Raw genomic sequence first — 13,767 nt, 5'->3', positions numbered from 1 at the left:
CGGGCAGCGGGGTGAGGTGGACCGTACCCGGAGCAGCGGCGGAGGCCGTCCTGGGTGGGGCGGCCTTCACCTGGGTGTTCGGGCTCGGGAGTGAGCCGGTCGGGGCTGCGGTTCCGGACGCTCACTCCTCATGGGTGTAGAAGTAATAGAACATCACCAGGAACAGCCCGAGTCCGAGCACGAACCCCATCGAGCTCGACCGGAGGACGCTGTGTCCGGTCAGGCTGAACAGGAAGCCGGTCGACACTCCGCACAGCGCTCCGTACGCCACTGCGCGCATCTCACGTTTCATCGACCGCTGGTAGCGGCCGAGCAAGAAGCACAGCACGGCCATCACCAGGCCGGAGACGATACCGAGCACGGCCTTGCCGGTCGTGATGTGACCGCCGCTGGTGACGCGGGCGATGAAGGCCACATAGAAGCCGTAGAGAACGCCGATCGTCAGCGGTACGGCCCAGGACGCCGTGCTGATCGCCGGTGCGCGCCGGGCTCGCGCGGCCGGCAGGGCTGCGTGTGCACCCATGGCAGAGCTCCTTCCGCCTTCCCCCGTCTCACCAGGGCACACCCGGTCGCGGCGACCGGCAAGTGGATCACCCGGAACTCGGGACGACGCCTCCGGCGTTGTCGCGGAAGTGGGCGATCTGCCCCCGGGGGAGGATGCGGGGATGCACACCAGGACGGTACGGGCCGTGTCGGCGTGGGCGGCCGGGGCCGTGCTCACCGGATTGAGCGCCGTCGTCGGCTGCCGGGCCTTCGGGGTGGACGGGGTGACGCCGGTACCGCAGGCCTTGGCGTTCCTGCCGTGGCTGCTGGTGCCCGCCGCCGTCGCCCTCGCGCTGGCCGCGCTGGCGCGTTGGCGTCCCGGGCTCGTATGGGCGCTGGTGGTGCTGGCCGTCATCGGGTGGTTCTGCCGGCCGTACGGGGCCGGATCCACCGGAGCGGAGGGGCCGGTCGTCGCTCCGCTGCGCGTACTGACCGCGAACGTGGAGTTCGGCCGGGGCACGGATGCCCTGGTCGCCGCGGTTCTGCGGGATGAGCCCGACCTGGTGTTCGTGCAGGAGTGCGAGTATGCCTGCGCCGGCGCCCTCACCGCCCGTGTGCCGAGCTCCGCGTATCCGTACCGGGCGCTGCCCGGGGCCGGGGGATCCAGGGGTTCCGCGATCCTCAGCCGGTATCCGCTGCGCCCCACGGAGGGGATCGACGGTGCCATGGAGATGCCGGGGGCCGTGGTGCTCGTACAGGGAGAGGCCGTCCGGCTCCAGCTGGCCCATCCGCTGCCGCCGATCCCCCGCGGGGTGGGGGCATGGCGCGAGGAGCTGGGCCGGCTGCGGAACTTCGCCGCCACGGCACGGGACGAGCCGCTGCTGCTCGCCGGGGACTTCAACGCCTCCCAGGACCACGCCGCCTTCCGGGCCGTGCTCGACGCGGGAGGGTTGCACGACAGCGCCCGCCTCGCCGGCGCGTCGCGCACCCCGTCGTGGCCGGCCGACGACCGATACCCGATGGGGACCCAGATCGACCATGTGCTGGTCAGCGACGACTTCTCGGTGCGCTCGGCCCTCTTCCTGGGTCTCGCGCCCAGTGACCACCGGGCACTGCTCGTGGAGCTGGACCTGCACAAGGGCTCCCGGGTCGCGCGCGCACCCGCCGCGGCCGACGCTGGAGGGGACGGGAGGTCGTAGGAGGTCCCCCATGCGTGCTGTCGCCGTGGCCCGCTCCAAGGCCGAGCCCGGCATCGTCGAGCTGCCCGTGCTCCCGGCCGGCGTCGAGGGCGTGGACGTCCGTACGGAGAGCTCGCCGGAGCTGCTCGACGTGCCGGCCACCTGTGCCGCCGAGGGCTCGCTGAAGGTGGCCGTCACCGCCGAGGTGCCGCTGGAGAGGACACCTGAGGCGCTCGCCCGCGGCCATGGAGGTCCCCCCTGCGCCGCCGAGAGCCTGGGGGAGGGCGGGGCGCGCGGCAAGACGGTCATCGTGATCCGGACCGGGGGAACGGAGGAGCCGGTATGGAGGACAAGGACATCTTCGACCGCATCGGCACCCTGATCACCGAGGAGCGCGCCCTGCGCGACCACGCGGGCGAAAGCGGCCTCAGCGACGGCGAGAAGGCACGCCTCGACGACCTGGAGATCCAGCTCGACCAGTACTGGGACCTGCTGCGCCGGCGCCGCGCCAAGCTGGAGTTCGGCGAGAGCCCTGGCGACGCACGGGTGCGGCCCGCCGATCAGGTCGAGAAGTACGAGAGCTGAGCCCCACCATGGGGACATGGGCGCGCGGTACGGGACACACGACACGGTTCAGCAGCCCTGGCTGCTGAAGACCCTCCGCCCGCGTCCCGCGCCGGTGCCCCGGGCCGCGATGGCCCGCGCGTCCGTCGCACTGTCCGTACCGCTCGCCGCCGGCCTGGCCGCCGGCCACCTCGAGTACGGCGCGGTGATCTCCATGGGCGCCCTCTCCGGGGTCATCGGGGACACCGCGGACGCCTACCGCATGCGCGTCTTCAACATCGCCGTACCGCAGCTGTTCGGCGCCCTCGGCGTCACCCTCGGCAGCCTCGTGTACGGGGAGGGTTGGCTCGCGGTCGTCGCGCTCACCCTCGTCGCGCTCGTCTCCGGGATGGTCTCGTCCATCGGCGCGGTCGCCTCCGTCTCCGGGCTGCTGCTCCTCCTCAATGCCGTCGTCGGAGCGGGCCTGCCGCTGCCGGCCCCCTGGTGGAAGGCGCCGGTGCTGCTCGGCGTCGGCGGCGCCTTCGTCCTCCTGCTGACCCTGCTGGCCTGGCCGTTGCGCGGCCGGGTGCCGGAACGCGCCGCGGTCGCCGATACGTACCGCTCGGTGGCCGCGCTTCTCGAAGCGGCGGGCACGGCCGCGTACGACGAGAAGCGGCAGGCCGTCACCGGCTCCCTCAACACCTCCTACGATCTCGTCCTCGCCCGGCGCGTCCGCGACCACGGCCGCCGCACCCCGCTGGTGCGGCTGCTGGCCCAGCTCAATGTGCTCGTCCCGCTCCTCGAGGCCGCCCCCGCCGCCCATCTGTGCGGCCGGCCGCTGCCCGACGCGGTCCCCGCCGCCGCGCGCGAACTGGCCGGCGCCGTCGAAGCGGGCCGCACCGGGGCCGGGACCGACCTCGCACTGCCGCCACCCGGCACGGCCGCCGAGCGGGCCGTCGACCATGCCCTTCGCTGTGCGGCCGACGTCGTCCTCAGCCCCGATCCCGACCCCCACAACGTCGACGACCGGCTCGGCCGCCCCGCCGCGTTCGGTGTGCGGACCCGCCGCGTCACCCGCGGCGTGCTGCTCTCCGCCGCCTCCTGGCGGTACGGACTGCGCCTCGCCCTGTGCATCGGGCTCGCCCAGGCGCTGGTCTCGCTGGTGCCCGTGCCGAGGTCGTACTGGGTGGCGCTGACCGTCACCTTCGTCCTCAAACCCGACTTCGGCTCGGTCTTCTCACGGGCCGTGATGCGCGCGGTCGGCACCGCGGGCGGACTGCTGGTCGCCGCCGTCGTACTCGCCGAAGTGCCGCCCGGCTGGTGGGACGTGCCGGTGATGGCGGTGCTCGCCACGCTGATCCCGGCCTTCTCGGCGCGCGGTTACGCCTTCCAGACCGCGGCCGTCACCCCGGTCATCCTGCTTCTGTCCGACATCCTCAACCATCAGGGCTTCGGACTCGTGCTGCCGCGGCTGGTCGACAGCCTGATCGGCTGCGCCATCGCGCTCGTCGCCGGGTACCTGCTGTGGCCGGAGAGCTGGCACACCCGCGTCGGCGACCGTCTCGCGGACGCGGTCGCCGACGCCGCGCACTACGTCGAGGTGGCGTTCGACGAGAGCGCCGACCAGGCACGCCGGGCCCGGCTGCGGCGGCGTCTGTACCGCGATCTGTCCGACGTACGCTCCGAGTTCCAGCGGGCGCTCACGGAGCCGCCGCCGGTGGGGGCGCGGGCCGCCGCATGGTGGCCGGTCGTCGTCGCCGTCGAGCGGGTCGTCGACGCCACGACGGCGGCGAGGATCCGCGTCGGCCAGGGCGCTGCCTCGCCCGCCGCGGACGAGGTCGCTCTGGTCACCCGGCAGCTGCGCGAACTGGCGGACGGCCTGCGTGAATCGGAGACACTGACCGAGGTCCGCACCGATCCCGGCGGGGACGAGGGCAGCGTTCTCGCGCCGGTGCGGCGGGAGGTCGCGTCGGCGAGGGCTGTCGCGTCGCCGACGCGATAGCCGGCTGCCGCCCGGAGCACTTCGCGCCCATCGGATTGATCTCGACGATCCCCCCTGAGAGTTGCCTTATGCAGCTAATATGCGCACGGACCTTCTGACATGCCGCCACATGTCGTGCCTCGCGCGGCGCACTTCGGGAAGCAGTGAGAACAGCGATGAGCAACAGCGCCGGCCGCGGTCTCCAGCCGAACGTCCTCTCGACGTTCGACACCATCGTGATGGCGGTCGCCGGCAGCGCCCCGGCCTACTCGCTCACCGCGACCACCGCCGTGCTCGTCGGCGCGGCCGGCCTGGCCAGTCCCGCGGCCCTGCTGTACTGCGCGATACCCATGCTCGGCATCGTCCTGGCATTCGGCCGGCTCGGCAGGATCGACGTCAACGCGGGCGCCAGCTACTCCTGGGTGGCCCGCACCCTCCACCCCTTCCTCGGGTTCCTGTCCGGCTGGGCCCTGGTGGTGGCCGCGACGATCTTCATGGTGGCCGGTTCGCTTCCGGCGGGCGCGCTCACCCTCTCCCTGTTCGACCCCGGCCTCGCCGAGAACACGGTGCTGGCCTCCGCGGTCGGCGCCGTCTGGTTCCTGGTGATGCTGCTGGTCGTGCTCGGCGGCGCCCGGCTGACCGTACGCGCCCAGCTGATCATGTCCGGCGTGGAGCTGGCGATCCTGCTCCTCTTCGCGCTGCTCGCGGTCTTCCACGGCGGCTCGGCCAACGCCTTCGACTGGTCCTGGCTCGGCTTCGGCCACTTCGACGGGGTCTCCGGCTTCGCCACCGGCACGCTGATCGCCGCGTTCTACTACTGGGGCTGGGACATCACCAGCAACCTCAGCGAGGAGACCAGGAACAGCCGCAGGACCGCCGGGTTCGCAGCGCTGGTCGGAGTAGGGATCGTCTTCCTCCTCTTCGAGGTGTTCACCATCGCCGTGAACATCATCCTGTCCGCCGAACAGATCGACGAGAACGGCGCCAATGTGCTCGCCGCGCTGGGCGAGGAGCTCTGGCCGGGCGTCGGCGGAAAGCTGATGACCCTCGCGGTGGTGCTGTCCACCGTCGCGACCCTGGAGACCGCCCTCATCCAGATCACCCGCTCACTGTTCGCGATGGGCCGCGACCGTACGATGCCCGCCGCGCTCGGCAAGGTGCACTCCCGCTGGAACACCCCCTGGGTCGCGATCGTCTCGGTCGGTGTCGCCACCCTCGCGCTGTTCGCCGCGTTCGGCTCGCTCGGCTCGGTGAGCGAGATCCTCGACCACGCGGTCGAGGCCATCGGCTTCCAGATCGCCTTCTACTACGGGCTCGCGGGCCTCGCCGTCATCGTCGCCTACCGCCGTACGCTGCTGACCTCCGTCAGCGACTTCGTCTTCGGCGGGGCCTGGCCACTGCTCGGCTCGCTCTTCATGTTCTGGGTCTTCTTCGTGTCGCTCAGCGCGCTCAGCGACACCGCCGTCGTCATCGGCATCGGCGGGCTGGCCCTCGGCCTGGTCCCGATGCTCGTGTACTGGCGGAAGGGCAGCGAGTACTACCGCCCGGCGAAGCTCGACGCCAGCCGCGCGCTCATGGTCCAGGACGCCCGCGCGGACAGGATGCCGACCCCGGGACAGCCCGTGTACGGCGACCACGGCCACCCCACAGACTTCTGATCCGAGAGGCGGAACACCGATGGCCGCACGCCGCCACTCCAGCCGCTTCACCCCCGTCTTCGACCCCGACTTCGGCGACCGCCCGCTCACCGAGGCACGGCACGACATCGCCATCGGCCGCTGGCAGGGCGTACGTGACCTGCTGAGGGCCACCGGCGACGACTGGCCGCTGCGCACGCACCGGATCCGGCTGCTCGCCGAGGCCGCCGCGGACGGCTCCGCCATGGAGGTCTGGCGGGCCGCGGAACCGGACAGCGCGGACGCCGCGGTGCTGAGAGCCGCCCTCGAGGTCGTACGGATCTTCAACCAGGCCATCGCCGCCGGGCGCGGCGCCGAAGTGGACCGCGACAGCCTCGACGTGGCCGTCATGGCCTGTCTCGCCGCAGCGGACGCGGCCCCCGCCGATCCGATGCCCTGGGTCTCCCTGCTGACCGTGGCCCGGCTGCGCTCCGGCGGGGTCGGCCGGCGTGAACTGCGCGACTGGTGGGACGAGCTGCGGCAGCGGGACCCGTACAACATGGAGGCCCATGTGCAGATGCTGCGCTACTTCTCGGCCCGCTGGCACGGCACGCACGGCACGATGTACGACTTCGCGCGCGACGCGGCGGGGGCCGCACCGCCCGGATCCCCGCTGCCGGTGCTGGTACAGATCGCCCGGGTCGAGGAGTACCGGTACGTCGCCGAGGCGGCCAAGGGCCGGCCGGTGCGCGGCTTCGTCCGGCACTGGAACCACGAGTTGGCGGTGACGGAGGTACGGCGCAGCTGGGAGTGGTGGATCGGCCGGCGCGTGACCGAGGAGCAGGTGCCGCCCCAGGAGGTCGGCGAGCTGAACTATCTGACGCACGCCGCCTGTCAGGCGGGGCTGGCGGAGCAGGCCGGTGAGCTGTTCCGACTGCTCGGAAAGCGGGCCGCCCGGATCCCCTGGTCGTACACAGGGGATCCGGGCGAGCAGTTCACCAAGTACCACGAACAGGCGGGCCTTTAGGCCTGTCCGTCGGTCGGGGCTCCGCGCCCCTCCCGGCAACGTCTGCCCCGTCGCGACGCTCCCCCAGCTACCTCCCCCAGCTACCTCCCCCAGCTACCTCCCCCAGCTACCGCTGGGGGTGCCCCCAGGGTGCCCCCGGGGTGCCCCCGGGGTGCCCCCGGGCACGCACGATCGCCGCGTTGGCCGAAAACCCGAGTAACGCTGCTACGAGGGTCTTCGGCCGTCTTGCGATCGCACGCACCGGACGCCGCTCCTTGACGGGCAGACCGTGCCGGTCGCGGCACTAGGAGTGTCCTGAAGATCTTGGAATCGCGCCCGGCTTGCACCGGTTCATGGCGATTGACATTTACTGGCAATCCGGGGCGAGTCAGGCGGCCGGAGCAAGATCTTCATCGGTCTCCTAGAGGCCGACGCCGTTGCCGTCCTCGCGCCACACCGCGACGACGGCCGGGCGCACGATCTTCCCCGGTCCGTCCGGCCAGACGGACGCCGGGTGCTCGACGGAGGCCCCGTCGAGCTCGCCCGGATGCTGCACGGCGACGAGCACCCGGCGGTCCTGGATGACCGGACCGCAGGTCTCGGCACCCGTCGGAACCGTCAGGAACTGCTTCAGCTCACCGCGCCGCTCACCGTGAGTCGCCACGCCGAACAGGCCGTCGTGCGAGCCGAGCTGGTTGCCGTCCGTCGAGATCCACAGGTTGCCGTGCGGGTCGAAGGCGACGTTGTCGGGGCAGGAGATGGGGCTGACCTTGTCCTTCGGGAAGCCCGCGAAGTAGGTGGCCGGGTCGTTCGGGTCGCCCGCGACCAGGAAGAGCCGCCACGCGAAGCCGTCGGCCGCCGGGTCGTCCCCATGCTCGGCCAGCTCCAGGATGTGGCCGTGCTTGTTGTTGTTGCGCGGGTTGGCCTCGTCGGCCGGGGCGCTGCCCGCGGTGCCGCGCTTGGTGTTGTTGGTCAGGACGACGTACACATGGCCGCTGCGCGGCGACGGCTCGATGTCCTCGGGGCGGTCCATCTTCGTGGCGCCCACCTTGTCACCGGCCAGGCGGGTGAAGACGAACACCTCCTCGACGGTCATACCGGGCACATGCGAGACGTTCTTGCCGTCGGGGCCCGCGGTGGCGAGGGGGATCCACACGCCGCTGCCGTCGAACTCGCCGTCGTTCGGCAGCTTTCCGCTGCCGTCGATCTCGGCGGCGGGGCTGTCGCCGGTCAGCTGGGCGACGTAGAGGGTGCCCTCGTCGAGGAGGGTGAGGTTGTGCTCGCGGGCGGCGCGGGAGTTGCCCTTCTTCATCCGCTTCGACGAGACGAACTTGTAGAAGTAGTCGAAGCGCTCGTCGTCGCCCGAGTAGACGACCGGGCGGCCGTCGGCCGTCAGCCGCGGCTGCGCGCCCTCGTGCTTGAAGCGGCCGAGCGCGGTGCGCTTGCGCGGCACGGAGTGCGGGTCGTACGGGTCCAGCTCGACGACATAGCCGAAGCGGTGCACCTCGTTGGGCTCCTGCGCGACGTCGAAGCGCTTGTCGAAGCGCTCCCACTTGCGCTCGGTGGCGCCGGTGCCGATGCCGTAGCGCTTGTCGGTCGGGCGGCCGCTGTTGGCGAAGTACTGGTTGAAGTTCTCCTCGCCGTGCAGCGTGGTGCCCCACGGGGTGGTGCCGCCGGCGCAGTTGTTCAGCGTGCCGAGGACCTTGGTGCCGGTCGGGTCGGCGGACGTCTTCAGCAGGTCGCTGCCTGCCGCCGGGCCGGTGAGCTCGAACTCGCTGATCGCGGTGAGGCGGCGGTTGAGGGGGTGACGGGTGACCGGGGTCAGCTTTCCGGACTTCCGGTCCTCCTGGACCACGACCACCGACAGGCCGTGCGCGGCCCAGGCGATCTCGGCCTGCTCACGGGTAGGGTTCGCCGGGTCGTACCCCCGGAACATCAGGTTCTCGTCGGTGTACTCGTGGTTCGCGACCAGGACCTGACGGCCGTGCTCGCCCTGCAGCGGGAGCAGGGCCAGGAAGTCGTTGTTGTAGCCGAACTGCGCGGCCTGCGCCGCGGCCGACTGGTTCTCGGAGTCGAAGGCCGGGGCGCCCCGCAGGACCGGGTCGCCCCAGCGGATCACCACATCCTGGGCGTAGCCCTCGGGCACGACCACCCGGTCCTCGGTGTTCGGCGCGACCGGCGTGAAACGCAGACCCCGGGCGCCGTCCTGGTACCGGGCCGCCGAGCCGGCGGCCGCTTCGCGAGTGGCGGCCTCGGCCGGCGTGGCGCCCTGACCGACCACCACCGAGCCGGCGGTCGCGGCGACCGTCACGACAGCCGCGGCACGCATCATGGAGCGGCGCGACAGGGCACCGGCGATGATGTCGCCGACGTACTCGTTGTCGCTGGTGTTCGGCACCTCGTGGAAGCATGCGTCACCACAGCGGTAACGGCAGGTCAGCGCGGAGCGCCCGCCGGCGTGCGAGCTCAGCAGCGGCAGCATTTTGCGCACGATGTACCCCCTGCGCGTATCGAATCTCTCGGATTCGTCTCGAATGTGACAGGCGTGACGCTAGGGGCGGGCGCGGGCCGAGCGAGGGCATCGCGATGAACACGCCATGAATGCGTGGCGGCATGGGGGTACTCCCGCGCACGAAGTGCCGCGGGGGAGGCAGTTGGCCCGTGCCCGCGCCCCTCCCCAAGTTTGCGCGACAGGCTCGCTAACCTTACGTGTCCCCACTGGCCACGGAACACTTCCGACAGTACGGACAAATATCGCACCCAACTCATGCGAAAGGCCTCGCCCATGGGCATTCGGAGCTTGCTGCGCAAGGTGTTCGGACGCGATCGAGCGGAGAGCGTCGAGTCGACGGCGGCTCCCGTTCCGGCACAGTCCCCCTCCCCTGACATTCAGCCCCAGGCCGACCTCATCGAGCCCGTGGCCGCATCGGTCCCGGCCCAGCCGGCCGACCTCGGCGCCACATCGGTCCCGGCCCAGCCCTTCGGCCTCGGCGCCGCATCGGTCCCGGCCCAGCCCTCCGACCTCACGGCGGCCTCCGACCTCACGGCGGCCTCGGACCTGGTGGCAGCCGCGGATCTGGTGTCGGCCGCGTTCGACACCCCCCGCCCCACGGTTCCCTCCCAGTCCCGCCCCGCCCCGGACCCGGAGCACGCCGAGGCGCCGGACACCCGGGCCCAGCCGGAGGCCGAGGCCACCACGGCACCGGCCGACCACGAGCCCGCGGCCGTCGCCTCCGCCGAGCCGGCGGGGGCCGGCCGGAGCGGCCCGGAGACCGACGATCCGCAGGCGAACACCGAGGCTGCGGCAGAGTCCGTCGACGATCCGCGGGCCATCGTCCTCACTCAGCCGGCCGCCGAGGCCGAGACCGAGGAGACCGCCACGAACGGTCGCGTTGCCGAGGCGGTCCCCGACGATCCGTCTCCCGCCGGCGCCCCGGCCGGACCTGAAGCACCCGGGGCAGAGCCCGCACCGCTGGCGGTCATCCCCGCACAGGCAGCCGCGGAACCCGAGGCCGAACAGCCGGCCGCCGCCGACCCTGCGGCGCAGGCAGACGTGACCGACCTGGACGCGGCCTCCTCCAGCACCGAGGACGCGCCCGCAGGGAGCGAGCAGCCGCAGGCCGAGGCCGCCACCGAGCCCGCGCTGCATTCGGACGAGACCGTCACCGACGCACCGACGGAGCCGGCCGGCGTGACCGAGGCCGAGCGCGAAGCGCCCGAGCCGCAGCCCGCACCGCAGCCGGTCATCCCCGCACAGGCAGCCGCGGAGCCCACGGCGGACGAGCCGCAGGCCGAAGCGGACGGCACCGCTTCCGCCCCCGACCGGACGCCGCAGGCGGCCGAGGCCCTCACCGAGCCCGTGCCGCAGGCCGCCGCGGCCACCGAGCCCGTGCCGCGGGCGGACGAGGCCGCCGCCTGCGCACCGGCGGCACTCGCCGGTGTGGCCTTGGCCGACACGTCCGGCACGTCAGCCGTCGGCACCGACACCGCGCAGCAGTCGCCCGAGATCGAAGCCGCCGCGCCGCAGGCGCCCGAGGCCCTCACCGAGGACGAACCGCAGGCCGCCGTGGACGAGGCGGCCACCGACGCACCGGCGGAGCCGGCCGGGTCCGGCGACGGAAAGCCCGCTCACTCCGCCGCACGCGTGAAGTCGCGGGCGCCCGGGCTGGCCGGGGCGTACAAGGCGGCCGGGGGCGTGCTGAAGGCGGAGGGGATCGGCGGGACGCGGGCCACCGTGTATCTGGTCCTCGACCGGTCGGGCTCCATGCGGCCGTACTACAAGGACGGCAGCGCCCAGCACCTCGCCGACCGGGTGCTCGCCCTCTCCGCGCACCTCGACGACGAGGCCGCCGTGCACGTCGTGTTCTTCTCGACCGACATCGACGGCACCGCCGACATCTCCCTGGACGACTACGAGGGCAGGATCGACGCGGCGCACGCGGGCCTCGGCCACATGGGCCGTACGAGCTACCACCGCGCGGTGGAGGAGGTCGTGGCGCATCACGAGAAGCACCACCAGGACGCGCCCGCCCTCGTCGTCTTCCAGACGGACGGCGCCCCCGATGCCAAGCAGCCGGCGAAGGAAGCCCTCGCCGAGGCGGCCGGCAGGCCGCTGTTCTGGCAGTTCGTGGCGTTCGGTGAGCACGACGCCAAGGCCTTCGACTTCCTCCGGAAGCTGGACGCCGAGAACGTCGCGTTCTTCCACGCGGGCCCGGCTCCAAAGGAGCTGAAGGACGCCGAGCTGTACAAGGGGCTGATCGCCGCCTACGCGGCAGCCGGCGAGTGAGCCGAAGGGGGCGCGGCTGTACCGAAAGGGAGTGGCGGCACCTCTGGGGGCACCTCTGGGGGCACCCCTGGGGGTGCCCCCAGGGGTGGCTGGGGGAGGTAGCTGGGGGAGGTAGCTGGGGGACCGAGGCCGCATCGATATGCGGCTCCTCCGCGTGGTCGACCGTCGGCACAGCCGCGCCCTCGTGGGGGTCCCCCCGGACGAAGTCTGGGGGAAAACCAAGCCCAAAAAGGGGTCAAGTAATCAGGGGCGCCCGTCCAGGACCTGAAATCCCGGACGGGCGCTCCCACCCCGTCGGATACGATATTGACGTTCCGTAGACGGATTTCTCACTCCTCGTAGCGACTTGGGAGCAGCCTGCAATGGCTCGACACCTCATCACCAGCGCCCTTCCGTACATCAACGGGATCAAGCACCTGGGCAACATGGTGGGGTCCATGCTCCCGGCGGACGTGTACTCCAGGTACATGCGCCAGCGCGGCCACGATGTGCTGTACATCTGCGCCACCGACGAGCACGGCACCCCGGCCGAGCTGGCCGCCAACGAGGCCGGTCTGCCGGTCGCCCAGTACTGCGCCGAGCAGCACGACGCGCAGAAGGCGATCTACGAGGGCTTCGGCCTGTCCTTCGACCACTTCGGCCGCAGCTCCTCGCAGCAGAACGTGGAGATCACCCAGACCGTCGCGCGCGAGCTGAAGGCCAATGGCTTCATCGAGGAGCGGGCGATCCGCCAGGTCTACTCGGTGACCGACGGCCGCTTCCTGCCCGACCGCTACATCGAGGGCACCTGCCCGCACTGCGGCTACGAGCGGGCACGCGGCGACCAGTGCGAGAACTGCACCCGCACCCTGGACCCCACGGACCTGGTGAACCCCCGCTCGGCGATCAGCGGCAGCACGGACCTGGAGGTCCGCGAGACCAAGCACCTCTTCCTGCTCCAGTCGAAGCTGGCCGGCGAAGTCGAGAACTGGGTGGAGGAGCACGGCAAGGACTGGCCGACGCTGTCGTACTCGATCGCCCGCAAGTGGCTCAACGAGGGCCTCCAGGACCGCGCGATCACCCGCGACCTGGACTGGGGCGTGCCGGTCCCGGCCGACACCTGGCCCGAGCTGGCCGCCGAGGGCAAGGTCTTCTACGTCTGGTTCGACGCCCCCATCGAGTACCTCGGCGCCACCAAGGAGTGGGCGGACTCCGCCCCCGACGGCGAGGTCCGCGACTGGAAGTCCTGGTGGTACGACGCGGACACCACCGTCCGGTACACCCAGTTCATGGGCAAGGACAACGTCCCCTTCCACACCGTGATGTTCCCGGCGACGATGCTGGGCACCCGCGACAAGTGGAAGAAGGTCGACTACGTCAAATCGTTCAACTGGCTGAACTACTACGGCGGCAAGTTCTCCACCTCCCAGAAGCGCGGTGTCTTCACCGACGCCGCCCTGGAGCTGCTGCCCGCGGACTACTGGCGCTACTTCCTGGTGTCGAACTCCCCGGAGTCCGACGATGTCTCCTTCACCTGGGAGCACTTCGCCGCGACCGTCAACAAGGACCTCGCCGACACCCTCGGCAACTTCGTCAACCGCGTCCTGTCCTTCTCCCGCAAGCGCTTCGGCGACAACGTGCCCGCGGGCAAGGAGGCCGGAGAGGCGGAGGTGAAGCTGGGCGAGGAGGTCGCCCGTCTGCTCGCCGAGTACGAGGGCCACATGGACGCCCTGCAGTTCCGCAAGGCGGCCGCCTCGCTGCGCGCGCTGTGGAGCGCGGGCAACTCCTACCTGGAGGAGAAGGCCCCCTGGCTGGAGATCAAGACCGACCAGGAGGGCGCGGCCCTCACGCTGCGCACCGCGATGAACCTCATCCACCTCTACTCGGTGGTCTCCGAGCCCTTCATCCCGGCCTCGGCGAAGGCCATGCGCTCCGCCTTCGCGCTGGAGAACGACACGGCGGTCTGGGTCTCGGCGGACGAGGCACGCGCCCTGTCCTCCGTCCCGGCCGGTACGCCGTTCACGGTCCCGCCGGTGCTCTTCGCGAAGATCACCGAGGAGGACCTGGAGGCGTACAAGGAGCGCTTCGGCGGCGCGGAGTAAGCGCGCACAGCCACCCAGGGGCCGGGAACCGTCAGGTTCCCGGCCCCTTCTGTTTCCTCCTGCTCCCGACAGCGCCTGGAGTACCGTGTAGAT

Annotated in this window: 10 protein-coding genes; 8 read left to right on the top strand and 2 right to left on the bottom strand. The window is 71.7% G+C overall.

All coding sequences use genetic code 11. From position 1 onward, the window contains the following. Positions 1-121: 121 nt before the first annotated feature. Complete coding sequence (locus ABD858_RS16900; RefSeq protein ID WP_345038290.1) at positions 122-523, bottom strand: hypothetical protein; 402 nt, start codon at positions 521-523, stop codon at positions 122-124. 142 nt (positions 524-665) lie between these two features. Between ABD858_RS16900 and ABD858_RS16895 the strand changes: the two genes are divergently transcribed. The 6 genes from ABD858_RS16895 to ABD858_RS16870 all read left to right on the top strand — a co-directional run bounded on the left by ABD858_RS16895 (position 666) and on the right by ABD858_RS16870 (position 6,828). After that, on the top strand, positions 666-1,682 hold the full coding sequence (locus ABD858_RS16895) for an endonuclease/exonuclease/phosphatase family protein (protein ID WP_345038288.1): 1,017 nt from the start codon (positions 666-668) through the stop codon (positions 1,680-1,682). Positions 1,683-1,692: 10 nt separating this feature from the next. Continuing rightward, positions 1,693-2,043: an MDR/zinc-dependent alcohol dehydrogenase-like family protein gene (locus tag ABD858_RS16890; protein WP_345038287.1), complete on the top strand. Its 351-nt coding sequence runs from the start codon at positions 1,693-1,695 to the stop codon at positions 2,041-2,043. Continuing rightward, on the top strand, positions 2,004-2,246 hold the full coding sequence (locus ABD858_RS16885) for a DUF2630 family protein (RefSeq protein WP_345038285.1): 243 nt from the start codon (positions 2,004-2,006) through the stop codon (positions 2,244-2,246). Before ABD858_RS16890 ends, ABD858_RS16885 begins: the two co-directional genes overlap by 40 nt. 16 nt (positions 2,247-2,262) lie before the next feature. Beyond that, on the top strand, positions 2,263-4,206 hold the full coding sequence (locus ABD858_RS16880; RefSeq protein WP_345038283.1) for an FUSC family protein: 1,944 nt from the start codon (positions 2,263-2,265) through the stop codon (positions 4,204-4,206). A 155-nt stretch (positions 4,207-4,361) separates the two neighbouring features. After that, positions 4,362-5,843, top strand: a complete 1,482-nt coding sequence (locus tag ABD858_RS16875) for an APC family permease (protein ID WP_345038281.1) — start codon at positions 4,362-4,364, stop codon at positions 5,841-5,843. A 19-nt stretch (positions 5,844-5,862) separates the two neighbouring features. Further along, positions 5,863-6,828, top strand: coding sequence for a hypothetical protein (locus tag ABD858_RS16870; protein WP_345038278.1), 966 nt, complete (start codon positions 5,863-5,865; stop codon positions 6,826-6,828). Positions 6,829-7,228: 400 nt separating this feature from the next. On the opposite strand, the gene ABD858_RS16865 is transcribed toward ABD858_RS16870, so the two are convergent. Further along, positions 7,229-9,298: a PhoX family protein gene (locus tag ABD858_RS16865; RefSeq protein ID WP_345038276.1), complete on the bottom strand. Its 2,070-nt coding sequence runs from the start codon at positions 9,296-9,298 to the stop codon at positions 7,229-7,231. 294 nt (positions 9,299-9,592) lie between these two features. Between ABD858_RS16865 and ABD858_RS16860 the strand changes: the two genes are divergently transcribed. Next, positions 9,593-11,593, top strand: a complete 2,001-nt coding sequence (locus ABD858_RS16860; protein ID WP_345038274.1) for a VWA domain-containing protein — start codon at positions 9,593-9,595, stop codon at positions 11,591-11,593. Between the two features lie 362 nt (positions 11,594-11,955). Continuing rightward, positions 11,956-13,674: a methionine--tRNA ligase gene (metG, locus tag ABD858_RS16855; RefSeq protein ID WP_345038272.1), complete on the top strand. Its 1,719-nt coding sequence runs from the start codon at positions 11,956-11,958 to the stop codon at positions 13,672-13,674. The last annotated feature ends 93 nt before the right edge of the window (positions 13,675-13,767 follow it).

The sequence above is a fragment of the Streptomyces sannanensis genome (assembly GCF_039536205.1).
Lineage (GTDB): Bacteria > Actinomycetota > Actinomycetes > Streptomycetales > Streptomycetaceae > Streptomyces > Streptomyces sannanensis.
This window is presented reverse-complemented; position numbering and strand designations above follow the sequence as displayed.

Bases quoted from the DNA above. Each gene is read 5' to 3' on its own strand.
- ABD858_RS16900 (WP_345038290.1), bottom strand. From the start codon at position 523: ATGGGTGCACACGCAGCCCTGCCGGCCGCGCGAGCCCGGCGCGCACCG.
- ABD858_RS16895 (WP_345038288.1), top strand. From the start codon at position 666: ATGCACACCAGGACGGTACGGGCCGTGTCGGCGTGGGCGGCCGGGGCC.
- ABD858_RS16890 (WP_345038287.1), top strand. From the start codon at position 1,693: ATGCGTGCTGTCGCCGTGGCCCGCTCCAAGGCCGAGCCCGGCATCGTC.
- ABD858_RS16885 (WP_345038285.1), top strand. From the start codon at position 2,004: ATGGAGGACAAGGACATCTTCGACCGCATCGGCACCCTGATCACCGAG.
- ABD858_RS16880 (WP_345038283.1), top strand. From the start codon at position 2,263: ATGGGCGCGCGGTACGGGACACACGACACGGTTCAGCAGCCCTGGCTG.
- ABD858_RS16875 (WP_345038281.1), top strand. From the start codon at position 4,362: ATGAGCAACAGCGCCGGCCGCGGTCTCCAGCCGAACGTCCTCTCGACG.
- ABD858_RS16870 (WP_345038278.1), top strand. From the start codon at position 5,863: ATGGCCGCACGCCGCCACTCCAGCCGCTTCACCCCCGTCTTCGACCCC.
- ABD858_RS16860 (WP_345038274.1), top strand. From the start codon at position 9,593: ATGGGCATTCGGAGCTTGCTGCGCAAGGTGTTCGGACGCGATCGAGCG.
- metG (WP_345038272.1), top strand. From the start codon at position 11,956: ATGGCTCGACACCTCATCACCAGCGCCCTTCCGTACATCAACGGGATC.